This window comes from Acinetobacter sp. BWR-L5, assembly GCF_039655985.1.
GTDB classification, from domain to species: domain Bacteria; phylum Pseudomonadota; class Gammaproteobacteria; order Pseudomonadales; family Moraxellaceae; genus Acinetobacter; species Acinetobacter johnsonii.
Window position 1 is genome coordinate 1 of the sequence record NZ_JAGFEV010000001.1, and the last position, 26,635, is coordinate 26,635.

Sequence of the window (26,635 nt, forward strand, 5' to 3'; positions counted from 1 at the left end):
AAACTAAGATGCATTGCATCAAGTTATTAGGCGATAAACTCCGTGCGAGAAACTTTCAAAGCCAAGTGAATGAGATCCATGCACGCGTAGCCGTATTAAATAAATTTACAGAATTAGGCAGACCTCATACCCAAGTTGTAACCTAAATTTTAGCAACTTAGGAAAACTCTGCCGTCAAAGGCTTTATGCAACAAAGCCATATCAATATGCTTTTGTCTTCTGCAGATGGTGGAATAGTCTGGTGCTGTCCAATCTAATCTACAAAGATGAATGAGACTTTGCACAAAGCCAGTGACCATACGTAAAGAAAGACGAAATAAAGATTTGATCATTAAACAGCATTGGATGGCTGTATCTGAATAAGTTTGATTTCGACCATGTTTACCTTTGGGTTGAGCGTACCATTGAGTCTTGGGATCAAACCAAATTGAGAGATTTCCTCGATTTATTAATGCACTGTTATAAGAAGACCAATTGGTTGTACGATAGATTTTAGGTGTGGGCTTATTCATTTGAGAATTATATTGTGGAATAAGCCTTTATAGATAGGTTTGTGCAACAAAGCCCTATAAAACTATGAAAATAGTATAAATCTTTAACAATATCTCCAATGGTTTCAGAACCAATATAGGTATTTCCCCAATGAAAATATTTCACCTTATTCCTATTAAAAAGGTGTTCAACCAAAGAAAATGCAACTTCATTAATTACTATCGAATTTAGACAACTTCCATTTTTATTTAGATCACTAGGAATAATTTGAATATTTAAAGATCCAATTAAACCTGAAACGGATTTAACATTGAAATCAATTTCCATATTAATTCCCTTTTATATTTTTAAATATTTCTAAAACCAACATAATACACCTTATAATAAGTCAAAAATTTTATCTGTAAGTCACTATTTTTACTATATTTTTAAAAATATTTCGCATAACAACAATTATGTTAATGACCTCGTTCTTCAGGAAGTAAGTAAACTAAGAAACCTTCAATAATTTGATCTGAATATTCTTCTGAATATGCTGTTCTATAGTTTGTTTCTATTTCAACGGGAATAATTTCACCCGCTTTATCACTATATTCTTTATATTCAAGATAGTGCTTATCACCTTCAAAATAGAAATTATATTGATCTTTGGCAGAATCTAACCTATCTCCAATACCTAGTAGACCTAATAATCTCCCTTGATACCCCTGACCAGCATAAATGAATTCTAGCCTTTGGGTATTAGAATTGAATGTTAGAGTGATGATCTTATTCCAATAACAATATATTTCATTGATAGAATCGCCCCAAGGTAGAACCTCATTTCGATGTAAAATTAGCCACTGATCACTTTCGGAATACGTGCTTTCTAATTCAGCATAATCATTAATAATCTGATATTTTGATTTAGCCTTAAAATGTTCGAAATCTAATCCTAATGAGATATCAGCAATAGATTTTGTTGGAATAATTTCAGCTTCTAAATTTGGGATCAATTGCTCATACCTTACAAAGAATTAGTTTTCAAAAATTAAGTTTCTCTAAAATTATCTACCGTTAATCATCGTTTTTAAGTTTAAATGAGCGAGTTTTCCACATCGGGGAATTACGCCATTCCCCGAAAACAAAAAACCCACTTTTGAAGTGGGCTTTAATGTGTTGAAATATCAACGAATTTTGGTAGGTATATCCAGACTCGAACTGGAGACCTCTACGATGTCAACGTAGCGCTCTAACCAACTGAGCTATACACCTGAAGTAGAAGCATAATATTCACTTTTAAAAAGTATGACAAGCGCTATTTTTTGTTTTTTAACGTAGATGCACAAGTTTTAAGCATTCGTTTAAATTGTTGAATATTTTTTGAATTCAATGTATTGGAATAACGTATTTTCTGATAATAATCACCCGCCTGTTTAAATAAAACTTGCTGTTCAGGTTTAACGTCTTGAGCTAAACGCAACAACCATTGATTTACCGTTTCGGCATCTTGTTTACGCTGCTCAGTTGTTAAGCTTCGAGAAAAAGATTGAATGACAATGTCATATTCAGAAGTTTGAGCACGTTTACGGCAAAATATAACCCACCAGTACAGTAAAACTAACCCACCAATGCTAATAATAATCAGCAATACCAATGAATAAGTGGATTGGAGTCCTAGCTTCTGCAACCAACCTCGTTGAGCCTCTGCATTATAGCCAACCACCTTACTTTGCCATTGGTAACTTGCATAGTCACTCCAAATGCGGATTTTGTTTAATACCGAATAGCGCTGTACATTCCATCGACTACTCTCACCCCAAACACTGGCATCTTGGCTCATTAAATCTTGCATACCCTGTTCAATACGCTGCGGTGCAATCATGGCTGTTGGGTCATAGCGTTTCCAGCGCCCATCCACAAAGACTTCCGTCCATGCGTGCGCATCTAACTGTCGAACTTCCCAACTTTTTGCATCTGGTGAAGGCTGACCACCTTGATACCCAACCACAATACGCGCTGGAATTCCCGCATAACGCATCAGCATCACGAAGCTAGAAGCATAATGTTCACAAAAACCCTGTTTGGATTGAAACAAAAACTCATCAATACGATGCTGTCCCAACAAGCCTGGCTGCAAGGTATAGCTAAAGCCATTGTTGCGATACCATTGCAAAATATTTTGGATAAAACGTTTCGGGTTCTCGTCACTTTGCTTAAACAGCTGCTGTGCCAATTGCTGCGCTTTCAAGTCCACGTGCTCAGGCGCTTTTAAGTTTATGCTTCGTTGTAACTTAGATAATTCACTTTGGGAAAATTGAACATTTCCCATCCATTGCAATGCAATAGGTTCCACCCGCTGCACTTGACGATAAGCCTGAATACTCCAATCCTGACGTAGCTGATAACGTCGCTCTAAGGGTTGTGAATATTCCAATGCCATAATCCACGGAATCGCGACATCAGCAGGTAAATATTGATAGTTCCATTTTTTGGATGTAGAGATTTGCGTTAATGTATCATCCGAAATACCTTGTTGATTAATAAAACTACTGGTCCACTTTTGCCCATCATATTGATCCAAGACCATCGCGCGCCAATAAAGCTGCGAACGATTGGGCAGCTGAGTGACATCACCGATAATACGAAAAGCCAAATGACTGGACTGGGATAATTGCGCAATATCTCCAGGCGACATACTGTCACTCATCCCTGTCACCGCCTTATTTTCAGGAATTGGAATATGCCAAAGTGGGGGTAAACGCGGAAAAAAGATAAACAACAGCACAAAAAAAGGCAGTGCGAGACCTACAAATTTAATGACGTGTTTTGCATCTTGCCTTAATGCCATACGATTCGAGTTTTCAGATGCAAAAGAATGGGTTTGCACTCGATACAGCCCCAACAAACAACTCAATAAACAGAGTAAAACCATGGCAGCCGTCATAAATGACTGACTATGTAAAAACATACTCGCCGCAACGAATAATGCAAAGTTAAACAGAATGATAACATCACGCTGCGTTTTTGTTTCTAAGGCTTTCGCAAAGAGAAAGATACTTAAAACGGCTACACCCGCTTCCACACCTAAAAAGCTTTGATAGCTCCAAAAGGTCACTGCTAGAGCAATAATAGTCAAAATGTAAATTGCCCATTTCGGGAAATGGTTGCCCGTGGATTTCATGAAATACCATAGACAGCCGATACAAATGGCGAAAATGACACTCAATAGCACAGGACTAAAACTTAGTTGTGTGATCCAAATCAAACTCAGTGTCAGCACAATGGCAATACGAATAGAAGAGTGCATATTACTCACCTATGCCTGCGCCAAAAGTAATTTGGCTTGAAGGTACTGTTCTCGCCCTATCCCTTTGGCCAGTTCAGTATGAGGTAAATACAGGGCATAGGCGTATTGTAACTGCTCACATTGTTCAACCAAGCCCATCATTAAGCTTAATTTTTCTTCATGTGAAGGACTCGGCATATGTGCATAGTGGATGTCTAAACTGTGTTGATCCTGATGTTGTTCAAAGACCTTAATAAATAAACCTTGTCCTTGTGCCACTTGTTTCCATGAAACCGCCTGTAAAGAGTCACCCTCTTTAAAATTTCGCAATTCTCGGAATTCATCCATGTCCGGTTCAAAACTGTGCTGTTGCTGTTTATTTTCTGCCGCTAAAGACTTAGTTTTAGGCGCGATCCACACAGGTGCTTGGATAAAAAAATAACTCCAAGCGCGAACGAGACCAAATGGATAAGTCGAATATATTTTAATCTCTGGAAAACTAAACTGTCCGCGCTCTTTGGGAAAAAAATTTAAATCGACCACCTGATGGGTATCTTGAATAAACAACTGTTCTATATGATCAGCATAAGTAATCCAGAGGTATCGAGGCTGCGAATGCAATTGTTTGAAATGCATTTGTAATTGCAATGCACTCTCAACCTGCCCTATTTCAGGGAATACAAGGTCAATACTTAAGCCATGTAGCTGCTTAAAGGTCAAATAAAAACTCATACACAGCACGGCACTGATTAAAAAACAAAACGCTAAAATTAAATTATTGGCATAATTCACCCCAGCAATAAAGGTGATTAAAATCAGCACCACATACACATATCCTTGCTGATAAATAAACACCAGTACATCTTTTTGGGTCAGTTGTTTTTCAGCTTTGAATTGAAAGCGTTTATTTATCCAGTTTTGCCACAGCATGCGTCAGCTTATCCTATCAGTGAACTTTGACTTGCTTCATAAGTTGCTCAGTTTCAGCTTCACCCAGCCCTATTCGATGCGCGGTCACTGCGACAAATACAGCCTGTACATCATCGGGTGTAACAAATGCATGGGCTTTGACCAAAGCATATGCTTGAGCTGCTTTCTTCAAAGCCAGTACGCCACGTGTAGATAATCCATGTCGACCTTTACGGGTCTCAGCCGCCAAATCTAGAATATAATCCAAGACTTCCTCAGACAGATAAATCTGTGGCACCAAAGTTTGTAAGGCAAGAATGTCTTGTTCGGTGAATACAGTCATCAACTGCTGAATCAAGTCATGACGGGATTGCTGCTGCAATAAAGCCTTTTCTGCCTGACGTGATGGATAACCCAAAGATAGCCGCATAAGAAAACGGTCGAGCTGTGACTCTGGTAGTGCATAGGTTCCACTTTGAAAAAGTGGGTTTTGCGTTGCAATTACCCAAAAAGGCTGCGGTAGCACATAACGACTTGCATCAATTGTCACCACACCCTCTTCCATCGCTTCTAAAAGCGCACTCTGCGTTTTCGGACTACAGCGGTTAATTTCATCTGCGAGTAAAATTTGAGTAAAAATTGGCCCTTGCTTAAACTCAAACAGATGTTCTTTTTGGTTAAACATATTCACCCCAATCACATCGCTTGCCAGCATGTCATTGGTAAACTGAATCCGTTTAAATTGAAGACCGGCCAAATGGGCCAAGCTACTGGCCAATGTGGTTTTGCCTAAACCGGGCAAGTCTTCAAATAAGATATGCCCACCAGCTAAAAGGCTGCATAAGGCTAATTGGGTTTGTTGATTTTTATCTAAAACGATTTGATTAACTTGATTGAGGAATTCTTGGATTTTTGGATAAAAAATACTTAACTGTGATTCATCGAGCATGTCATATTGCAACGTTTCTACCGTTTTCTCTTTTCCCCAAAGCACCTTATTCTCCCCAATCAAAATATAAATCAAGGTTTAACATACAGGTTTTTCAAACATACTCAAAGACGATCCTTATAAATATTCAATGATTTGCGTATGAATAACTTCCCTCACATCAAGCTATTGTTTCACTGCAGATTTCAACTGATCTTTTAAAGTATCTGCGCTCATTGAAAATGATGGAGATGATTTCTCTGCTTGCTTAATCAATTCTATGAGTCGTGCATTGATTGGAGCCTGTCTACCACATTGCTCTGCAAGTTTTAAAACCTCACCATTAATCCAGTCGACCTCTGTGGGGCGACCTGCAATTAAATCATCTTGCATAGACGACCGGGCTAGTGGATCGATTGCCAACATTTTACGACTTAATAATTTAAATAATGGATTGGGTAAACTCAGTAATTTTGGAATCAAATGGGTCGGAACTGCGGTTAACTTTGCAGGTTTAATTTGTGCATAATCAAGCAGCTCTATAGCTTCCTGCTGCGCCATTGCCACACATTGGCGATATTTACGAATCGACAATTGTTCCTTTAGCGGTTTTTTTGACAATGCATTGATTGAATTATTTAAATTAAGTAAAAGCTTGGCCCACTGCACAGCCAGCATGTCTTTTTCAAAAACAATCTCTAAACCTGCTTTTTGAAATGCATTCTCAAACAAATTTTGATTCGGATATTGCTTAACACTTAATGCACCAGAGGTACCTTGATGATAATGCCCAGCTTCTTGCGTGGCGATGTTAAAAGGAACCATCCCCTCTAAAATCATCGGCCCTTGCAAAACCCTTTTTAAAATAGGGACATTACTTAAACCATTTTGAAAGCTGATGATCAGCGGTGTTTTAGCCCCTAGATATTCTTTAAGTTCATGTACAACTTGTTCGGTTGCCGCCGATTTCACACAAATTAAAATAACATCGGCATCCACAACCTGAGTAGGATCGGTCGTTAGTTTGAGTTGATGAGGTGCAAGTTTGATCTTTTTGCCTAAATAATCAGTTAAGACTAAGCCCCATTGGGAAAGCTCTGCATGAATACGTGGACGCGTGATAAAAGTAACATCATTACCTGCAGCAACCAACCTTCCGCCTAAATAACACCCAATGCTTCCAGCACCATAAATATATATTTTCATTCAATTTCCCTTTGCAAACATTCCAGTATTTTAAGAACTATAACAATCAAAAGCTGTCAAATATACAACATGAACCTTTTATGCCTCACACTCCGTGTTGCGTTATGATTTAAGCCGTGATGTAACAACTTGCTTCATGCAAAAAGTACACTGTCGAATCTAACACGAGCAACCGCATGTAATTGAGTATTTTCACAAAAAAACGGCACCGAAGTGCCGTCTTTGAATTGATTAATTATATTAACATGGGCACTTTTTCATGCCATTCGTTGCAGATGGATAACGTGCATCCACACAATGACGATAAAAAGTTTTAGCATCCATCGCTTCTAAATCAGGATGGTGCTTTTTCATATGCTCCAAATAGTTTGGATAATCAGGCACCCCCACCATCAAGCGAAAACTTTGCTGCAAACGTTGCCACAATGTCGCAATTCGAGACCAATTTTTAGGGTTCAGAATCAAATCTTTCTGCGACATCACGGTCATTTTAATGATTTTATAAATCATCGTTTTTCCACTTTTAGCAAATTTTAGATTCATCTGACTCTCCTTAATGTCCAGCTTTTGATGGCTGAATGTCTTCAGGATCACGATAAATGGCTTCTGCCTCATGCACAGTCGGAACTGGGCTTGCCAATGCACGACGAATCACTCTAATCGCAGCAAACAGCATCACAATCGCCACAATCATAAAGAATCCACAGAGTGCGGCATTGATCTGATTCGACATCGCAACAGTCTGCATTTCAGCAACCGTTTTTGCTGGTGCTAAAATTTCATTGTTTGCAATTGCATTGTTAAAGCGTTCAGCTTGTGCCAAGAAACCAATTTTTGGATTTTCATGGAAAATTTTCTGCCAGCCCGCTGTCATACAGGTTACCAACAAGAATATGGTCGGGATAATCGTGACCCATACATATTTCTCTTTCTTCATTTTGAAGAGGATAACCGTGCCTAAGATCAATGCCATAGCCGCAAGCATCTGGTTACCCACACCAAACAGTGGCCATAAGCTATTGATGCCCCCGAGCGGATCGACGACACCTTGGTAAACAAAGAAGCCCCAACCCGAAACCGCAACCGCTGTACCCAACAAATTTCCGAAGAAGTTATGTGAGTTTTTCACCGCAGGAATCACAATACCCACGGTATCTTGCACCATGAAACGACATGCACGCGTACCCGCATCAACTGCTGTTAAAATAAATAGTGCTTCGAATAAAATGGCAAAGTGATACCAAAACGCCATCATTTCACGGCTATTGAAAATTTCCGTAATGATGTGTGCCATACCAATAGCAAAAGTTGGTGCACCGCCAGTACGTGAAAGGATGGTACTTTCACCCACTTCTTGAGCCAGTAAAGTTAATGTTTCTGGAGTAACAACAAAACCTAAGTTACGAACAGCTTCAGCTGCGGTGTCTACACTTGTACCCAGCAAAGCGGCTGGTGAGTTAATCGCAAAATACACACCCGGATCAAGCACTGCGGCACAGATCAGAGCCATGATTGCAACAAATGACTCCATGAGCATACCGCCATATCCAATCATTCGAATATCACGTTCATTGTTCACAAGTTTCGGCGTGGTGCCTGACGACACTAAAGCGTGGAAACCTGAAATTGCGCCACAGGCAATGGTAATAAATAAGAATGGGAACATTGAACCTGCAAACACAGGGCCAGTACCATCAATAAATTGCGTGAACGCTGGCAGCTTCATTTCTGGCATTGCGAAAATAATACCGACTGCCAAACCTGCAATAACACCAATCTTTAGGAAGGTTGATAAGTAATCGCGTGGTGCAAGCAATAACCACACAGGTAGTGCTGAAGCCACGAAACCATAAATAATCAGTGCCCAAGTCAACTGAGTGCCCGACAGTGTAAAGAACGCACCCCAATATGGATGCTGTGCAATATTTTCACCGTAGACAATACCGAGCATCATCAAAACGAAACCAATAATAGATACTTCTGCAATTTTACCCGGGCGGATAAAACGCATGTAAATCCCCATAAAGAGTGCAATTGGAATCGTTGCCGCAATACTAAATACGCCCCACGGGCTGTGTGCAAGTGCTTTGACCACGACCAGTGCCAAAACTGCAAGGATAATAATCATTACCCCCAATGCACCAAGCATGACCACAATACCTGCAAAAGTTCCAAGCTCTTGCTTTGCCATTTCACCGAGTGAACGTCCATCACGACGGGTAGAAATAAACAACACCAAAAAGTCTTGTACTGCACCTGCAAGCACAACACCCACAAGTAACCAAATTGTGCCAGGTAAATAGCCCATTTGCGCTGCTAAAATAGGCCCTACTAATGGACCTGCACCTGCAATCGCTGCAAAGTGATGTCCAAATAGAACGCTTTTGTTGGTTGGAACATAGTCCAGACCATCATTCAAACGATGCGCGGGAGTTAAGCGACGTTCATCAAGCTCAAAAACTTTATTTGCAATAAATAAACTATAGAAGCGATAAGCAATACTATAAATACAGCCCGCAGCAAGTACGAGCCAGATGGCATTGACATGCTCACCACGACTCAGTGCCAATATCCCAAACGAGACTGCACCGATGATGGCTACCAGTAGCCAGATGATTTTTGAAGTCAGGGTTGACTTCGGCTGAACAGATTCCATTTCAATCCCTCATATTTGTTGCATTCAATCAGCGTCTTTAATTATTCGAGGTACTGCTGTTTTCCTTTGCGACTTTACTCTGCATCTCCTTGTTTTGATCTAATACTTTGGCATAAAAAAAGGGATGATTTTCATCATCCCTTCCGATAATAGTCTATTTTTAAACCATTATGCACGTTCTAAATAATCGCCAGTACGAGTATCTACACGAACGCTTTCCTCTTGCTGTACAAATAATGGAACACGTACTACAGCACCTGTTTCCAATTTTGCAGGTTTACCACCACCGCCAGAAGTATCACCACGTACACCCGGATCAGTTTCAACAATTTTCAAAACTACGAAGTTTGGTGGGTTTACTGTTAACGGCACGCCATTGAACAGCATAATAGTGCATTTTTCATTTGAATCATCTTTTAACCATTTTGCAGCATCACCCATTGCTGTTTTGTCAGCAGCGATCTGTTCAAATGATACAGGATCCATGAAGTTCCACATTTCGCCGTCGTTGTACAAGTATTCCATTTCTACTTCTACAATGTCAGCCGCTTCTAAAGAATCACCAGACTTAAATGTTTTTTCTAAAACTTTACCAGAACGTAAATTACGTAGTTTTACGCGGTTAAATGCTTGACCTTTACCTGGCTTTACATATTCATTTTCCATGATTGAACATGGGTTACCATCAAGCATAACCTTAAGGCCTGACTTGAAATCATTCGTAGAATAATAGGCCATGACTGGCGCACTCCAAACTAACTAACTTAAATATTTATGTCTTTATCTTAGACACCAAAGCTTTGAAAAGCGGGGCCATAAAGATAGGGCATCTTTTTTGATGCCTCGTATTGTAAATGAGCAAGGTGTTATGAAGCAATGAAAATCCACTGCCTATAAGCCGAAGATCTTGATAAAATAGCCTCGTTCCGCGTGTTTTTGTGTATTGAAAAAGCCTTTTTAGACCGCACACATCCGAACAACTCGTTTCGACATCACTCGATTTGATGACCTAACTTTCTTTTGACCTAGTATTTGACCCCTTATTGCATGACTCATTATTTGTACCAAGAGCAAAATTGGCAAGCTCAACTCAGTGATTTAATTACTGATCCTTTAGAATTACTTAATATTCTAGAGCTTTCTCCTGAGCAACTGCTGTCAGGCGCACTGCTTGCATCAATCCAATTTAAACTCCGTGTTCCCCGTGCTTTTGTGACAAGAATGCAAAAAGGTAATCCGCTTGATCCTTTACTCCTTCAAGTCCTGCCCCATCATCTTGAGCTTGAAGAACATCCCGACTTCGTGACCGACCCCTTGGGTGAGGAACAAGCCAACCAACAACCCGGTGTTTTACACAAATATAAAACTCGTTTCTTACTGACACTAACTGGGGCATGTGCCGTTCATTGTCGTTACTGTTTTCGTCGACATTTCCCCTATCAAGAGAACCTACCAAAGTCAGAAGATTGGATCAATATTCAACATTATATTCAGTCGCAACCTGACATTAATGAAGTCATTTTGAGTGGTGGAGACCCCTTAACGCTGTCCAATCGTAAAATAAAATTATGGATTGAACGCTTAGAAAGTATTCCCCAACTTAAATTTTTGAGAATTCACTCACGAGTTCCTATCGTAATGCCTAACCGTGTCGATGATGAGCTAATTTCCATCTTAAAAAACAGTAGGCTGCGCATTATTCTAGTGGTACACTCAAATCATGCATCGGAATTGGATGATTTTACCTGCCGTCAATTACAGCAATTAGTCGCAGAAAAAATCACCGTTTTCAATCAGGCGGTTTTATTGAAAGGGGTCAATGATCACGTTCAAATTTTGACAGATTTGAGCTACCGTTTATTCGATGCAGGTGTTTTGCCATACTATTTACATGTTTTAGATAAAGTAAAAGGGGCTCACCATTTTGATTTAAACTCGCAAAACATTGATTTGCTGTATCAAGGATTATTGGCGAATCTACCCGGCTATCTGGTTCCCAAGTTGGTCAGGGAAATTGCGGGAGAAAAGAATAAGACACCACTTTTCGGGGTTTCAACTTTTTGAGTTAAATAATAACGATGATGACGACGAGTACTTCAGATATTTTCCAAAAACCAACTGAATTAAAGTTGGATAAGCTTAGTTTCTGCCCAAGCACAGTCAAAGGCTTACAAGAATGGTTAGCAAACTTATCCATTTTACAGTTGGGTGACTCTTCTCGTTCCTTATTTCAAGCATTACTTGAAGTCTCCGAACTTCAAGTCAGCGAAACACTTCGCTTTGATTTAGTTCAAGTGCTGCATCCAAATTTGGAAAATGTGCTTACCAGTTTAGAGAAACATTTTTTTAATCAAGGCCTCATCACCACTGACCGAAATGACCATATTATTGAGCTTGCCTTATTAATGCGTAGTCATTTTGCTAAAGTCTATATCGACATTGCAAAACGTGTTTCTCAGCAAATCACTCAAAATAAGTTTTCTCTATTTGCTTTTAATCAAAAAAAGAACCTACAAATGGCTCGAACCGTATCGAGTTATTATGCTTTACAACAACTGTCACTGCTGTTGTACCAACAACACTTGCTCTATAGTTCCCCGATTCCGGGTCAGTGGCTAGCAGCTCATCAACTCTTGGATTCTGCTATTCAAAATAACTTCTATTTGACCAACATTAATCAACTACAAGGCACGCAGCATCAACTGAGCAATATTAGTCAAGCCTATGCGCAGCTCATTCTATTGGATATTTTTAATACCCATCAAATCCGTCCAGGTGAGATTCAAGGGCTGTTTTTGTGTAGCTTTGATTGGGCGAAACTGATTCAAATTTTACCTAAAGAAACCACCTTATCTCGCTATATTGTCGATGCATCAAAAGATTATCCACCAACTTATAATTCTCAAAAAAACAGTCACATTCAGCCGAATATTTTTATCTCGACGCAAGCCCTGCTTGATCATCTCTCAGAGATGCAAACCAAACGCGCTGAGCCACTGTCTCGCGATGAGAAGATTTTCCTTACCCCTGCTTTGCATTTTCACATTCATAACTTATTGACGAATAATATTGAACGTAAGCATGAGCGTTATGAATACTCTGCTCAATTACAAATTTGTTTTGGCCTGTCGGTCGCACATTTCTATTTGTCTAAAGGCAAAAACTTTAATGAAACTTTAGAGCTAGAAGGCAACTACAACTTTCAGAATGAAAGTCACGTGATCAACTCCATGAACAGTAATATTCCTGTGGAGACGAGTTCTGCTCGTATGATTGATCGTGAATCGAAACAAATCTACCCTGCCGAAGTTTTAGATATTAGTGTGAATGGTTACCGTATTCGCTGGACTGGACCAACACCTGCGCATTTAAAAACAGGTGAGTTTATTTTGGTTCAAGAAAATGCACATAGCCAATGGCGCGGTGGTGTGATTCGCTGGATTAAACAATCAAGTGAAAAAAGCTTGGAACTGGGTTTAGAAATCTTAGCACAAGACCTTTTCCCATGTGCCGTAATGGTAAAAACAGATCGAACCACTCAGAACTATCAGCCTGCATTATTGGTACAAACGTCCCAGCTAGATGAAGTACAGACTAGTCTCATTGTCCCGGGTTCGAATATGTACCGAGAAAAACAAACCATTCACTTACGCCTAGGTGATGAAGATCTTAAAATTTATTTAGTAAAAGCACATTTAATTACACAAAGTTTTATTCGTTTTGATTATGAATTGTTGAATGACCAACAAGAACCATTGGTTCAAAGTTTTATTCAAAAGCAAATGAATGCTATTAAGAATCACGATTTATGGGAAGCATTGAAGTGAGAAATCCATTATTATCTAAAAAGTTAAAACGTACGGAAACACGTTTACTCATTATTGATGATAATCAGATCCGTTATAACCAAATTCGTGACCTTTTAACTTCTAGCGATCATCAAGTTCATGCCACTTTACTGGATGACTTACAAAACTTTGAAAAACAGCTCCATCTGCCTTGGGATGTGGTGATTTTTGGTCGCGCTTATGACTTAAAGTATGAACAAGCACTGACTTTGATTCGCAACTCTAACCAAGTCAATTTACCACTGATTTTATTAAAGCCCGATGAATATCAATCAACCCAATACGCAAGTTTTATTCGTAAAGGAGTCTATGATATTTTGGACTTAGAAGAAGCGGATAACTTTTACTTAGGTCTACTGCGTGCGCTGTCATTAAGTCGCTTATTGCAAAGTCAACAACAACTTATGAATGAGCTTGAAACAGCGCAAAGCCAAGCACAGGCTTTAGTTGAAGAAAGCAATAAAGCCATTGCTTTAATTCAAGAAGGGATTCATGTTTCAGCCAATGCTGAATACTTACAACTGTTCGGCCTAAGCTCTGAAGATGATATTATTGGTCAACCGCTGCTTGATATTCTCCAGCCGAAAGATGTAAACGATTTCAAAATCCGTTTTAAGAAAATTTCACAAGGTCAGTTTGATTTAGGTGCTTTTGAAGTTGCTACTCTCAATAATAATGCCCAAACTAAAAATCCTTTAAAGGTTGAATTTTTAGCTGCACCTGAAGAGGATGCACTCCAACTGACGATTGAAGTCGAATCTGAACGACCTGCTGCTCCATCGATCAACACTGAAAAACACGCGATAAAACCTAATACGTATCAACAAATTAACCGTGCCATGACCAAGCAACCCTCTGATCAGAATGCTTTGGTTAGCTTTGCACTCAGCTCTTGTCCAGATGAAATTTTTAAAGCCAACTGGGCAACCACGCGTGATTATTTTAACAATATTTACAGCTTTTTAAATGAACAGACTCATATTCCTCTGTTTAAGGCGGGTGGGCAAACCATCGTTGGTTTATTCCAAGCAGAATCACAGGCCAAACTTGAATCTAAGCTGATTGCGTTAAATGCGCTCACCAAACCACAACTCATTACCGTAGAAAACAATAGCTATCCAGTAAATTTGCGCATTGGCTATACTTTATTGAAAGGTGAAATTTCAAATCAAGATCAGTTTGAAAACTTATTGTGCTCAGCCTTTAAAACCACCTTACCGACCAATCAAGACGATTGCGAAATTGAGCAAAAAGCCAGTATTGACATGCCTGTGATTGAGTTGATCAACCCTACTGTCAGCGATACTTTAGACACTCAAAAAACAGCAAATGAACCTACGGTGCTTAAAGCCTTACATCTTGCATTAGAGCGTGGCGAGATTCATCTTAAATATCAACAGCTTTACGACAAAGAAGACACTAATTTATACACCTATGAAGTTACTAGTGGCTTTATTTATGGTAATACGTGGAAAGATATATCGAGCCTCAAAGAGTTAAGTGAAGACCACGAACTGTCTATTAAACTTGACCGCTGGATTTTAGTTGAGTCGTGTAAACAGCTACACAATTTTATCACTCAGTATCCTGAAGCAAAGTTGATTGTAAATTTAAACAAAGCCGTACTGTTGAATGACCGCTCTTTCCCTGAATTTATCGCCAAACTGATTACCATTGTACGCAGTAAGTTAAGTCACCCAATTACCCTTCAGTTCTCTGAGGATGATATCAGCCAGAACATTGCTGAAGCGCAAAAATACATTGCCCAGCTTCGCCAATATGGTGCTGAAGTTTCGATTCGTGACTTTGGTAATAGCATTTATAGTGAATCTATTCTACGTCAGCTCGATATCAACAATCTCACCTTACATGAAAACTTAACTCGCATGCTCAGTAGCGACGCCAACACGGAAGAGTTGCAAGAAAAAGTTGCGGTATATCATCAATTGAAAAACATTCAAATTATGTTACGTGATCTGAATGATATGACGTCGTTTGCCAATGCATGGAATGTCGATGCCCGCTTTATTCAAGGTGATTATTTCCAGAAGAAACTTGATCATTTGATTGATGTGCAGGATCAGTAAAAGTTAAATCTTGGATACTAACCTCTAAATTTCAAGGCCCCTATACGGGGTCTTTTATTATATGGTCTAACTAGCAGCCCTATGACTCTGTATTCAAATATCATAGGCATAAAAAAAACGGGCAAATGCCCGTTTTTTTCTTTTGCTATTAGTCGCGTTTGATAGAACGTGACATGCCAGCAAAACGTTGTTTGAACTTGTCGATACGACCGCCAGTGTCAACGTTCTTTTGCTTACCAGTGTAGAATGGGTGGCAAGCTGAACATACGTCTAGGTAAACAGTTTCTTTACCAAGTGCTGAACGAGTTTCGATTACGTTACCGCAAGAACATGTAGCAACTAAAGTTTGGTATTTTGGGTGAATATCGGCGCGCATCGTCGATTACTCCATAAAAATTAAAGAAGGTTTTGCTGTCATCGCAATTGATCACTCTCAAAATTGAGGAAAGGGCCACTTAATTAAATTAAGTTGCAGATCAACACCATAACAGACCATTCTTTTGGCCCACCGAGACGGATACCGTCAGAGCTAAGCACAACAAGTGGCAAATATTATACGAGATATAGTATCAGATAGCCAATTATTCTTTCGTTTCAATTTCAGATTGCTTGGCCCAATAGTTAGCAATAATCCCACACACCATCAGCTGGATTTGATGAAAAATCATAATCGGTAAAACAATCATCCCCAAAGGTTGTCCAATAAAAAGAATCTGTGCCATTGGAACACCACTAGCCAAAGTCTTTTTTGAACCACAGAAAAAAATGGTTTTCTGATCGGCACGGTTAAAGCCTAACCAACGTGGTAAAAACAACCCAAGCAACATAATAATCGTCAATAAGACTGAACACACAATAATCAATAGGATTAATGTACCAACACTCACCTCTTGCCATAGGCCCGCTACCACAGCACTGCTGAAAGCACCGTACACCACCATTAATATCGAACCCTGATCGAATGCTTTGACGATGCTTGGCATTTTCTGCATATACGGAAATACATATGGTCGAAGTAGCTGTCCAAGGACAAACGGAACCAACAGCAATAAGGTGATTTGAAGAATAGACGAGGTTGGATCAAAACCATGCTCTGACTGCCCCAAAATGAAAAAGGCTACCATCACAGGGGTAATAAACATCCCGATCAAATTTGAAAATGATGCACTACATACCGCCCCAGCCACATTGCCTTGCGCGACCGAAGTAAACGCAATTGAAGATTGTACTGTCGATGGCAAAAAGCACATAAACAAAAAGCCCCAATACAACTCCTGCCCAAGTAGTGGTACCAATACAGGTTTTGCAAGCAAACCTAAAACGGGAAAAAGGATGAAGGTAAATGCAAAAACCAACGCGTGGAGTTTCCAATGCATCATGCCCTGAATCACGGCTTCACGGGATAGTTTAGCACCATGCAAAAAGAATAATATCGCAATCGCGACCGTCGTCAGTACACCAAATACACTGGCAGCTTGACCTGAAACAGGGACAAAGCTGGCTAAGAGCACCATAACAAATAGCAATAACGTAAACCGATCGAGTGCCAATAATTTCAACATACCAACATCCTGTCATTCCTCTAAAAATGAAAAAGCCCAGCGACTAATTTACCTTTGGGTAAATTCATCTTACTGAGCTATATAAATAAAGCTAGCTTTTACAGGATATGTTCAATATTTTTTTAATTAATACTGTGCATACACGCTGCATATGACCTAATAACAGCTTAGTTATTACGTGCATTATTATCTTGTTGAATCAGTTCAATTTTATAGCCATCTGGATCTTCTACAAAGGCAATAACCGTTACGCCACCCTTCATTGGTCCGGCTTCACGCACGACATTACCACCGCGCGCTTTGATGTCCTCACAAGCTTTATAAGCATCATCTACAGCAATGGCAATATGACCGTAAGCATTACCTAATTCATAGCTGTCCGTATCCCAGTTATGTGTCAGCTCTAAAACCGTATGATTTTCCTCATCACCATAACCCACAAATGCCAAGGTAAAACGACCTTCTTCATAATCACGCTTACGAAGTAAAGTCATACCAAGCACTTCAGTATAGAACGCCAAAGATTGTTCTAAATTGCCTACACGTAGCATGGTATGTAGCATGCGCATTGGAATTTCCTCATGATTTATTCTCAGCCCCCAATATAGGCAAAGCCGTCCTATATTTCAAACCTCAACCATAAAAAAAGCAGCCACAAGGGCTACTTTTTTAATTCGAGACAAGTCGATGCTTTAACTTTGTTCAGCGGCATGCTCTCGTAGAAGTTTCGCTACCCAGACCACTAGGATTAAAATGGGGATTCCAATGAGTGTGGTCAGCAAGAAGAAATTTGGATAGCCAATATTGGACACAATTGTCCCTGAGTAACCACCTAGAATTTTGGGTGTTAAAGTCATCAATGAACTAAAAATCGCATACTGAACCGCAGTAAAAGATACACTGGTCAAACTTGATAGAAATGCAATAAATGCAGCACCAGCTAAACCTGATGCCAAGTTATCAACAATAATCGCAAAATACAGCCAGTTTGAACTATATTCCTTAATCACCTTCCCTTTAACTTCTAACTGTCCATCAACCGCTTTATTCAAGTTGATTGGTTGAAGATCAACATCTAAAGTTGCAGATTTTTCAGCTGCAGGATTCACCTGATAATTCAGTGCAGTGTGTTGTTGCGCACGCTCATTTTGCATCAATACGGCATTCAGCTTTTTAGAATTTGAATCAAGGAGCTGTTTCGCGGGAATTGCTGCGCTAAACACACCTTCTTTGTCTAACTTTGCATCAAAGCTTTGACCATCTAAGCTCAATTGAATCCTTTGGTTTTCAGCCAATGTAGCAAGGTATTGACCTCGTACTACGATACTTCCTTCAGACTCTCGTTGATCAATCACATTATCAGCCGTGATCGGTAGCAATAGCAATGCCGTAGATGCACCCGTTTGACTGATATAAGGCAATGTGACCGAAACAGGCTCTGAAGTATCATTTTGAAAACTGGCCGTTGCAGTTAGACTTTCATTTGCCTGAAGCTGCTTAACAGGAACCTTAATTGTCCATGCACCTGTCTCATCCGCTTGAGTTTTGAAACTTTGCTCACCGACATTGATCACAACATCATTTAAAGGTTGTCCTGATTTGACCAAGCCAATAAAGATGAGATTGGTTGAACTGGCCAAGATTGCTCCGACAAACATCAATTTCATGATGTTCATACGCTGCGCCAGTAGTCCTCCTAAAAAACCACCAACCAAACTAAAAATCACCCCATAAACTTTCACCGCTTCAGCAATCTGTTCTTTGGTAAAGTTTAAGTCTTGATAAAACACATTGGAGATCACACCTGCAATAATGTCGGAAATACGGTAAAATCCAATCAACAACAGCAATACCAACGCCAATTTCACGCCATAACGCTTAAAGAAGTCTGCAACAGGATTCACCCATGTTTCATAGGCCATTTGTTTGTTCACAGCACCCATTTTGACTAGGCTTGAACCCACTAAAAATGCAACAGCACCAGAGCCAATAAAACGTAAAGCCTCAAAACAAAACAGTGCAAAACTATCTTTGATCGACCAGAGCTGAATCAGCATTTCTGTGAGCTTGCCTGAGTAAATATAACTCAGTACAAAACTCACCACAGACACAAAGAAAACTGCCACTAAACGATAATAATCTACTCGTTTATATTCTTTACGTACCCGATCAACTTGTGGCTCACGTATGCATAAAGTGGTTGCGATCCCGACCAACATGACCGCCGCCATTGCCAAATACGTCCACTTCCACGCCTCATAAATATAGTTACCTTTGGCTGTACCCAAATAAGCCGCTAAAAATAACGCACCCGCACCTGCAACGATCATGCCGATGCGATAACCAGCGTTATAAGTTGAAGCCAACACTGTTTGCATTTGCGTTTCTGCCAGCTCAATACGATAGGCATCAATCACAATATCTTGTGTCGCAGCAGAAAAACCTAAAAGCACCGCACCCGCAGCCATTTGGTAAAGATAACTCTGACCAAGAGACGGATCTGAAAAAGCCATGATAGAAATGGCACAGATAATTAAGAGTTGTGCGATCAATAGCCATGCACGGCGACGACCCAATAATTTGGTCAGCGCTGGTACAGGCAATTCATCGACCAAAGGAGCCCAAACAAATTTGAATGAATAACCCAGAGCTGCCCAACTAAAAAAAGTCACCGCGCTCTTATCGATACCTGCTTCCCCTAGCCATAAAGATAAGCTCGAGAAAATTAACAGGATTGGGATACCTGCGGAGAAACCCAAAAACAGCATGATCAACGCACGGCGATCTAAAAATGCAGTAAAGGCGGATTTCCATCCTAAAGATTGTGTTGTCATTACGTTTTTGTTGTCTTAAAACCAATGCTGCTATTCAAACCCTTAATACAATTTGTTTCAACCTGATTTATAAAATCAATGTTCTATTTTTGTCGACAAACACTGCGACTTTGCTTGATCTTTTGCATTAAACCTGTATACCTTTAAGTTTCTAACGCAATCTTTAGTTTCGGATTTCAAAGTGACCCAAAAACACGATCAAATGAGCTCTTCTATATCTGTACCACCCGCATTAAATAGTCAAGAAAATCCAGAAAACAACCTTAGTTCAGCATTTGACCAACCCGAAATTCAAACGACCTTAGCAAAGACACAACTTCAAGCAGAGCAACTGACGCATACCCCTGCTCTGGATAAGATTCCAGCCTCAACGCGTCGTATTAAACCGCTCAATAATTTTTTAGGGCAAGACCGCGCACGTGCTTCAGTTGAAGCAGGAATTTCCTTACCTTATTCTGGCTATAATATATTTGCCGTAGGGACAGCTGGCTTGGGCAAGCGCACCATGGTCAAGCGTTTACTCCAGCAACACGCCAAAAATATGCCGACACCGAACGATTGGGTTTACGTTTATAATTTTAAAAGCCCACGTCAACCGATTGCTTTAGAATTACCTGCGGGTCAGGCGGTAAAATTTCAAACCATGTTACATCAAACATGGCAAACCACTTTAAAGCAGCTCGAGCGCCGCTTTACTGCTGAAACCTACTACAACCGTATAGAAGCCATTCGCCAACAAACGGGTGACGTTCAGCAACAAGCCTTGATTGAATTGACTCAAGAAGGCGAAGAGCTCGACCTCAAACTGGTCTCTCGGAATGATGAACACTGCTTTATCCCCGTCCAGTATGTAGACGATAAAGTATTGGAAATGACGCAGGCCGACATCAATGCTTTAAGCTCTAAAGAGCGTTCTGAAATTAATGCCAATATACGCCACATGGATAAAAAACTTGAACGTTTAGGCATGCATTTAGGCGACTTGGAAGAAGATGCCCGCGATAAAGTTCAAGTGTTGAACCGCGATATTGCCAAGCAAGTTTTATTACCTAAAGTCGAACAGTTACTGACTAAGTTTGCTGAGGTTGAAGGCTTAAAAGACTATTTAAAATATTATGCTGAAGACATTATTAACAATGTCGAGGTGGTACTCGAACAAGAAGAAGATGACTTTACGCCAGGCCTGTTTAGTCGTATCCCTTCGCGCTACCAAGCCAATGTGATTGTGTCGCATAAACCCAATGCTGGCGCACCGGTTATTTTTGAAGACTTCCCAACACACTACAACTTGCTTGGTCATGTAGAGCAACTGACTCAACATGGCACCATTACTACAGACTTTACCTTAATCCGCCCAGGGACATTGCATAAAGCCAATGGTGGTTTTTTAATGTTAGAAGCAGAACAACTGCTTGAACAGCCTTATGCATGGCAAGGCCTAAAACGTGCTTTAAAATCAGGCCAGTTAAAACTTTCTTCACTTGAGCATATGTTGACACTGACGGGAAGTATTTCAATTGAACCTGAGGCAATCCCACTGAATTTGAAAGTGGTTTTATTGGCTGAGCCTGAAATTTACTATGAAATACTTGAAGTAGAACCTGAGCTTGGCAGTGTCTTTAAAATCCGTGCCGACTTTACTGATACGTTGCAGCGTAATGAAGTAAATGAACAAGCCTATATGCAACTGATTGCAGACTATGTACAGGCCGACAAACTGCTTCCTTTCGATCGATCTGCACTTTCTGCACTTTTGACCGACTCTAGCCGTCAAGCCGAAGACCAAAGCTCCTTATCTCTACATGCCCTCACTTTGGGTGATTTGATTCGTGAGGCGCATCATCATGCCTTCCAATCAGGCGATAAGATGGTCTCGGATCAACACATTAATATGGCATTAGATCATCGTAAATATCGCTTAGGCTATTTACGTGAGCTCTATTGGCAGGATTTGTCACGTGGTACGCAGCTCATCGAAACGCGTGGACACCGCCTCGGTCAAATTAATGCGCTTTCGGTCATTCACTATGCAGATGTTGAATTTGGCTTGCCGTCACGTTTAACAGCCTCTGTGTATCAAGGCGGCGGCGATATTCTAGATATTGAGCGTAGTGTCGAGCTCGGTGGCTCTCTGCATGCGAAAGGTGTGCTATTGATGTCCTCGTTCTTAAAAGCACATTTCGGGCGTGAGCAAACGCTACACTTCTCTGCCGCACTTGCCTTTGAACAAAGCTATGGTCAAGTCGATGGTGACAGTGCTACGGTTGCAGAGCTGTCTGCTTTAATCTCAGCGATTAGCCAACTCCCGATTGATCAATCTTGGGCGATTACTGGCTCAATGAACCAATTAGGTCAAGTTCAACCAATTGGTGGTGTCAATGCGAAAATTGAAGGCTTCTTCGATGCATGTAAACTTCAAGGTTTAACTGGTAAACAAGGTGTGATTATTCCGCGTCAAAATATGCAGCATTTAATGTTACGTAAAGATGTGATTGATGCGGTTTCAAATGGCCAGTTCCACATTCATGCTATAGATACGATTGATCAAGCGCTTGAACTACTTATGGCTCGACCAGTCGGCACTTTAGACAAAAAAGGACGCTACACCAAGAAGTCCATTTATGCGGCGGTGATGGATCAGCTAGATTATTGGCAAGCCATTGAAGATGGTGCTGAGTTTGAAGAAGAGCCGAAGAAAAAGAAAAAAAAGAAGAAGGACAAAAAAAAGGCAAAAACTGAAAAGAAGACCGTTGCAACTGAAAGTGCAGCGGAACAAACTCCTGAAGCCATAAGCACAGCAACTACAGCAGATTAACCCTTTCCCTCAAACAAAAAAAAGCGCCTCAATGGCGCTTTTTTTACAACTGAAGATTAAGCTTCAGGTGCTGGACTATGCTGTTCAACTAAAGGTTGTAATTCACCTTTTTGGAACATGTCTAAAATAATATCACTACCACCAATCAACTCACCGTTGATCCATAACTGTGGGAATGTAGGCCAGTTTGCAATTTGTGGTAACAAAGCACGAATATCTGGATTTTCAAGAATATTCACATAAGCAAACGGACGACCAATTTGACTAAGCGCTTCTACAGCACGTGCAGAGAAACCACATTGTGGAAACTGTGGGGTGCCTTTCATATAAAGAAGTACAGCGTGTTTTGCAATTTGGTCACGAATTAACGCTTCGGTATCGCGTGCTTGTTCAGTCATTGATCAATCCTCAACTAATCTAACCCGCATTATACCCAAAACGTAGAAAAACAGTATGCCTAAAGCAATATTTCGACTTTTATTTAGATTTAGGCTTTAAAACTACAAGCATAATTGCTTAATATTGGATTTCACTTACCCTCTAACAGATAAGAGTTAGTCATGAATAACATTACCCTTGCTCCTGTACAAACTGATCAACCCTCACATTTGATGCCAGTATTTGGCCGTCAGCCGATCAGCTTTGTCCGAGGTCGAGGCTCTTATTTGTACACGGAGGATGGTACTGAATACTTTGATGCGCTAACGGGCATTGCAGTCTGTGGTTTAGGCCATGCACATCCTATCATTGCAGAAGCGATTGCAGAACAAGCGTCAACTCTGATTCATACCAGTAACTTGTTTGAAGTGCCTTGGCAAACGGCTGCAGCACAAAAACTTGCTGAAGTTGCTGGCATGGAAGAAGTGTTCTTTTCAAACAGTGGTGCAGAGTCCAATGAGGGGGCAATCAAAATTGCCCGTAAATTTGGCTACATGCAAGGCATTGCCAATCCAAAAATCATTGTTGCAGAACACTCATTCCATGGTCGTACCATGGCAACTTTATCGGCAACAGGCAACAAAAAAGTCCAAGAAGGCTTTGGTCCATTGGTTGAAGGATTTATTCGTGTCCCATTCGGCGACATTGAAGCCATTGAAGAAGCCGCAATCCATCATCCTGACATTGTCGCAATCTTTGTCGAGCCAATTCAGGGTGAAGGTGGGGTCAACACCGCTCCACAAGGCTTTAGCTATTTGGAAGAGATTCGTCAAATCTGCAATCAACACAACTGGCTGATGATGCTGGATGAAGTTCAAACAGGTAATGGCCGTACAGGTGAATACTTTGCTTACCAACACACCAACATCATTCCTGATGTACTCACCACAGCCAAAGGTTTAGGTAATGGTTTCCCCATTGGTGCGGTGATGACTCAAGGTCGTGGTGTAGGCGTATTGACCGCGGGTAACCACGGTTCTACGTATAGTGGCTCAGCATTGGGTTCGCGTGTGGTGTATACCATCATCGATATTATGCAAAAAGAAAACATCGTTCAAAATGCGGCTGAACAAGGTGCTTACATCGTAGAACAACTGCGTAACCAACTTGCCGATCAAAATGTGATTGTCCGTGGCTTTGGTTTGATGATTGGTGTGGAGCTACCAAAAGCATGTGGTGACTTGGTCAACATCGCTCGCGATGAATACCACACCATTATTAACGTTACTGCGGGTTCTGTGGTGCGTTTACTGCCGACCTTGAATATTACCAAAGATCAGGCGGATCAACTGATTGAACGTCTAGTGAAAATGATTAAAGCGTACTTAGTTTAAGACAAAAAAGTCTGGTTCTAAAATTGCTTTTTGCATATTTCGGAACCAGACTTTTTGAAATGAATCGGCCAACTAAATATTAAAGTTTCGGATCACGCATTTGCACCAAACTTGCATTGGTTTTAGTTAAGGTTTCCATCACTTTATTCATGACTGCTGGTACCAAAGCATCTGCCATTTGCGCAGCTTGTAAGCCTAACTTCTCACCTAAAGTCGGTTTCTTACGCGTTGAGATGACATAAACATCATGATCGGTCAGCAAATTAAGCAAATAAGCATCTGAAGTTTGTAACTGATCGACCAAATTCAAATCTAAAGCATCTTGCCCATACCAGTGCTCACCTGTTGCTACTTTCTCAACATTGAGCTGTGGACGATATTTTTCAACAAAGTGTTTAAACAGCACATGCGTCTGTTGTAACTCTTCTTCAAACTTCGCCTTACCTTCTGCTGTATTTTCACCAAACATCGTCACTGTACGTTTATATTGGCCTGCTGTGTACAGTTCAAAATCGATATTGTGTTCTTTTAGCAGACGATTAAAATTAGGGACTTGCGCGACCACACCAATTGAACCGACAACCGCAAAAGGTGCAGCAATAATCTGATTGGCGATACATGCCATCATATAACCGCCACTCGCTGCAACTTTATCGACACAGATAGTGAGATTGAAACCTGCATCACGTAAACGTACCAATTGTGCAGCAGCCAAACCATAACCATGCACCATACCGCCTGGGCTTTCTAAACGCACCACAACGCGATCACGCCCTGCTTTGGCTGTCGCTAAAATCAAGGTAATTTCTTCACGTAAGCTTTCTACCGCTGTTGCCGCAGTATCACCTTTAAAATCTAGAATATAAACTTTTTGATTGGCTTTTTTACGGTGACGAGACTCTTTCGCTAACTGCTGAGTCAGTTGCAATAACTCCAATTTAGAGGCTGTAGTTTGCGCAATTTTTTTACGTTGTTCATTGATACGCGCATTTAAATGTGTAATTCGAATTTCAGCGGGAAGTTTCGGTAAATGAAATAACATAGAAATTATATTCTCTAAAATAATACGTCGGTATATGACCTAGATTAGGTCAATGGCATTTTTTTTCAATAGCCATTTTTTGTTTTATTCTGTAATGCGTTATCTTTCACATTTAATCATTTATAAGATGGGTCCAATCTTTCAGATAGCACACCTTCGCATCTTTTGTCCAATGTGACTCTAATACACAATGTCCATTATCATGACTGTTTAATCACCAAACCAAATGCTCGCGCATAAAAAAACAGAGCGCGTAGGCTCTGTTTTCTCAAATATTTCAAGTTGTGCGTATTAACCAAAACGACCTGTAATATAGGCTTCAGTTAACTGATGATCTGGCTGAGTGAAGACTTTCTCTGTTGAGTTCACTTCAATCAAGTCACCTAAATGGAAGTAAGCGGTACGGTCTGATACACGTGCAGCCTGTTGCATTGAGTGCGTCACAATCGCAATCGTATACTGCGTTGAAAGCTCAGAAATAAGCTCTTCCACTTTCGCTGTTGCAATCGGGTCAAGCGCTGAACATGGCTCATCCATCAAAATCACTTCAGGGCTCACCGCAATGGTACGTGCAATACATAAACGCTGCTGCTGACCACCCGACAAACCCGTGCCCGGTTGGTTTAAACGGTCTTTGACTTCATCCCAAAGACCCGCTTTACGTAAGCTGTTTTCTACAATTTCTTCTAAGTCATACTTATCACGCGCCAAACCATGGAGTTTAGGGCCATAAGCCACGTTATCAAAAATTGACTTTGGGAATGGGTTTGGTTTTTGGAATACCATACCTACTTGAGCGCGAAGCAGTACCACATCTAGGTTTGGGTCATAAATATCTTGATTATCCAACATCACTTTACCCGTCACACGACAGCTATCAATGGTGTCGTTCATACGGTTCAAAGTACGTAAGAAGGTCGATTTACCGCAGCCTGATGGCCCAATAAATGCAATCACTTCATTTTCGTAGATATTCAGATCAATCCCTTTAATCGCTTCAGCTTCGCCATAGTAAACATGTACATCTGAAGTGCTGAGTTTGACTTGTCCTTGTGCCTGATCTTTCTTAGCAGAAGTCTGTGTATCAAACTGCGACACAAAAGAAGTACCCTGCTGACCTGAGGTCGTATTCGGGTTTGTAAATTGAGTGTGTTCTTGATTCACTGTTTGATCCTGATCTAAGGAATTTTTAACAACGGTATTCATATTTTGCCCT

21 protein-coding genes, 1 tRNA gene and 2 pseudogenes are annotated in these 26,635 nt (G+C 40.5%); 6 read left to right on the forward strand and 18 right to left on the reverse strand.

Translation table 11 applies throughout. The annotated features are described in order from the left end of the window. Positions 1-146 (forward strand): annotated as a pseudogene (locus JZ787_RS00005) (IS5/IS1182 family transposase); the annotation flags it as partial. A gap of 36 nt (positions 147-182) precedes the next feature. On the opposite strand, the pseudogene JZ787_RS00010 reads toward JZ787_RS00005, so the two are convergent. The 11 genes and pseudogenes from JZ787_RS00010 to efp all read right to left on the reverse strand — a co-directional run. Beyond that, positions 183-512: pseudogene (locus JZ787_RS00010) on the reverse strand (transposase); the annotation flags it as partial. A 7-nt stretch (positions 513-519) separates the two neighbouring features. Then, complete coding sequence (locus tag JZ787_RS00015; protein ID WP_346311345.1) at positions 520-819, reverse strand: hypothetical protein; 300 nt, start codon at positions 817-819, stop codon at positions 520-522. A 131-nt stretch (positions 820-950) separates the two neighbouring features. Continuing rightward, positions 951-1,487, reverse strand: a complete 537-nt coding sequence (locus tag JZ787_RS00020) for a hypothetical protein (RefSeq protein WP_346311346.1) — start codon at positions 1,485-1,487, stop codon at positions 951-953. Positions 1,488-1,669: 182 nt separating this feature from the next. Continuing rightward, a tRNA-Val gene (locus tag JZ787_RS00025) sits at positions 1,670-1,746 on the reverse strand. Between the two features lie 43 nt (positions 1,747-1,789). Next, positions 1,790-3,781, reverse strand: a complete 1,992-nt coding sequence (locus tag JZ787_RS00030) for a DUF3488 and transglutaminase-like domain-containing protein (protein WP_346311347.1) — start codon at positions 3,779-3,781, stop codon at positions 1,790-1,792. Between the two features lie 9 nt (positions 3,782-3,790). Continuing rightward, positions 3,791-4,690, reverse strand: coding sequence for a DUF58 domain-containing protein (locus JZ787_RS00035; RefSeq protein WP_168159014.1), 900 nt, complete (start codon positions 4,688-4,690; stop codon positions 3,791-3,793). 16 nt (positions 4,691-4,706) lie between these two features. Next, positions 4,707-5,618 carry an AAA family ATPase gene (locus tag JZ787_RS00040; protein ID WP_346311675.1) on the reverse strand — a complete coding sequence of 304 codons (912 nt, stop codon included), beginning with the start codon at positions 5,616-5,618 and terminating at the stop codon, positions 4,707-4,709. A 165-nt stretch (positions 5,619-5,783) separates the two neighbouring features. Next, the gene (locus JZ787_RS00045) at positions 5,784-6,803 is read right to left on the reverse strand and encodes a 2-dehydropantoate 2-reductase (protein WP_346311348.1); all 1,020 of its coding nucleotides are present in this window, start codon (positions 6,801-6,803) and stop codon (positions 5,784-5,786) included. A 240-nt stretch (positions 6,804-7,043) separates the two neighbouring features. Beyond that, complete coding sequence (locus JZ787_RS00050) at positions 7,044-7,346, reverse strand: YbdD/YjiX family protein (RefSeq protein ID WP_004693572.1); 303 nt, start codon at positions 7,344-7,346, stop codon at positions 7,044-7,046. 10 nt (positions 7,347-7,356) lie between these two features. Next, positions 7,357-9,459: a carbon starvation CstA family protein gene (locus tag JZ787_RS00055; RefSeq protein WP_332477039.1), complete on the reverse strand. Its 2,103-nt coding sequence runs from the start codon at positions 9,457-9,459 to the stop codon at positions 7,357-7,359. Between the two features lie 168 nt (positions 9,460-9,627). Beyond that, on the reverse strand, positions 9,628-10,197 hold the full coding sequence (gene efp, locus JZ787_RS00060; RefSeq protein ID WP_004693574.1) for an elongation factor P: 570 nt from the start codon (positions 10,195-10,197) through the stop codon (positions 9,628-9,630). Between the two features lie 309 nt (positions 10,198-10,506). On the opposite strand from efp, the gene epmB reads away from it, so the two are divergent. Genes epmB through JZ787_RS00075 form a run of 3 tightly spaced genes read left to right on the forward strand, consistent with a single transcriptional unit; the run spans position 10,507 to position 15,394 of the window. Continuing rightward, positions 10,507-11,523 carry an EF-P beta-lysylation protein EpmB gene (epmB, locus tag JZ787_RS00065; protein ID WP_218287888.1) on the forward strand — a complete coding sequence of 339 codons (1,017 nt, stop codon included), beginning with the start codon at positions 10,507-10,509 and terminating at the stop codon, positions 11,521-11,523. Between the two features lie 17 nt (positions 11,524-11,540). After that, positions 11,541-13,286 (forward strand): GTPase, encoded by a 1,746-nt coding sequence (locus JZ787_RS00070; protein WP_346311676.1) that lies wholly within the window; start codon positions 11,541-11,543, stop codon positions 13,284-13,286. After that, positions 13,268-15,394, forward strand: a complete 2,127-nt coding sequence (locus tag JZ787_RS00075; RefSeq protein ID WP_183174472.1) for an EAL domain-containing protein — start codon at positions 13,268-13,270, stop codon at positions 15,392-15,394. Before JZ787_RS00070 ends, JZ787_RS00075 begins: the two co-directional genes overlap by 19 nt. A gap of 148 nt (positions 15,395-15,542) precedes the next feature. On the opposite strand, the gene rpmE is transcribed toward JZ787_RS00075, so the two are convergent. The 4 genes from rpmE to JZ787_RS00095 all read right to left on the reverse strand — a co-directional run bounded on the left by rpmE (position 15,543) and on the right by JZ787_RS00095 (position 19,790). Further along, positions 15,543-15,770, reverse strand: a complete 228-nt coding sequence (rpmE, locus tag JZ787_RS00080) for a 50S ribosomal protein L31 (RefSeq protein ID WP_004693579.1) — start codon at positions 15,768-15,770, stop codon at positions 15,543-15,545. Positions 15,771-15,975: 205 nt separating this feature from the next. Further along, positions 15,976-16,956 carry a bile acid:sodium symporter family protein gene (locus tag JZ787_RS00085; RefSeq protein ID WP_062034584.1) on the reverse strand — a complete coding sequence of 327 codons (981 nt, stop codon included), beginning with the start codon at positions 16,954-16,956 and terminating at the stop codon, positions 15,976-15,978. Positions 16,957-17,123: 167 nt separating this feature from the next. After that, entirely contained in the window at positions 17,124-17,525 is a 402-nt protein-coding gene (gene gloA, locus JZ787_RS00090; protein WP_058869446.1) for a lactoylglutathione lyase, read from the reverse strand. Positions 17,526-17,648: 123 nt separating this feature from the next. Then, positions 17,649-19,790, reverse strand: a complete 2,142-nt coding sequence (locus JZ787_RS00095; RefSeq protein ID WP_346311349.1) for an MFS transporter — start codon at positions 19,788-19,790, stop codon at positions 17,649-17,651. A gap of 181 nt (positions 19,791-19,971) precedes the next feature. Between JZ787_RS00095 and JZ787_RS00100 the strand changes: the two genes are divergently transcribed. Beyond that, positions 19,972-22,605 (forward strand): ATP-binding protein, encoded by a 2,634-nt coding sequence (locus JZ787_RS00100; RefSeq protein ID WP_346311350.1) that lies wholly within the window; start codon positions 19,972-19,974, stop codon positions 22,603-22,605. Positions 22,606-22,661: 56 nt separating this feature from the next. On the opposite strand, the gene grxD is transcribed toward JZ787_RS00100, so the two are convergent. Next, positions 22,662-23,003, reverse strand: a complete 342-nt coding sequence (grxD, locus tag JZ787_RS00105; RefSeq protein WP_004693588.1) for a Grx4 family monothiol glutaredoxin — start codon at positions 23,001-23,003, stop codon at positions 22,662-22,664. Positions 23,004-23,165: 162 nt separating this feature from the next. Between grxD and JZ787_RS00110 the strand changes: the two genes are divergently transcribed. Continuing rightward, a complete protein-coding gene (locus JZ787_RS00110; RefSeq protein WP_346311351.1) occupies positions 23,166-24,377 on the forward strand; it encodes an aspartate aminotransferase family protein in 1,212 nt (403 codons plus the stop codon). 79 nt (positions 24,378-24,456) lie between these two features. Here the strand turns inward: JZ787_RS00110 and sohB are convergent, their stop codons facing one another. Both sohB and pstB read right to left on the reverse strand, forming a co-directional pair. Beyond that, complete coding sequence (sohB, locus tag JZ787_RS00115; protein WP_307723581.1) at positions 24,457-25,428, reverse strand: protease SohB; 972 nt, start codon at positions 25,426-25,428, stop codon at positions 24,457-24,459. 282 nt (positions 25,429-25,710) lie between these two features. Further along, a complete protein-coding gene (gene pstB, locus JZ787_RS00120) occupies positions 25,711-26,625 on the reverse strand; it encodes a phosphate ABC transporter ATP-binding protein PstB (protein ID WP_004693593.1) in 915 nt (304 codons plus the stop codon). Between the last annotated feature and the right edge of the window lie 10 nt (positions 26,626-26,635).